This is a genomic window from Pseudomonas sp. Sample_14 (assembly GCF_004307515.1).
Lineage (GTDB): Bacteria > Pseudomonadota > Gammaproteobacteria > Pseudomonadales > Pseudomonadaceae > Aquipseudomonas > Aquipseudomonas atacamensis.
The window spans coordinates 1-328 of sequence record NZ_RCOC01000026.1; the positions used below are offsets into that span (position 1 = coordinate 1).

Annotated in this window: 1 pseudogene; it reads left to right on the top strand. The window is 64.3% G+C overall.

The annotated features are described in order from the left end of the window. Positions 1-212 (top strand): annotated as a pseudogene (locus D8U61_RS05575) (DUF6124 family protein); the annotation flags it as partial. Between the last annotated feature and the right edge of the window lie 116 nt (positions 213-328).

Sequence of the window (328 nt, forward strand, 5' to 3'; positions counted from 1 at the left end):
GCGCCATGTACGCCGTCACCGCCGACACCAAAAACGAAGACCTGCTGGCCAACGCCTGCGAAACGCTTGCGTCGGCCAAAACCATCGCCCAGGAATTCGCCGGGCTGGTGAAGCCATCGCAGCGGCGGACGCTGATGGGGATCGCGCAGTTGATCATGCTCGGCGAACTGGCGGTGAATCGGGTGCTGGATAATCTGGAGTTGCCGCAGTAGCGGGCCTTTGATGATCGTTCCCACGCTCTGCGTGGGAATGCCTCAAGGGACGCTCCGCGTTCCAGCTCTGGGGGGACGCAGAGCGTCCCGGGCTGCATTCCCACGCGGAGCGTGGG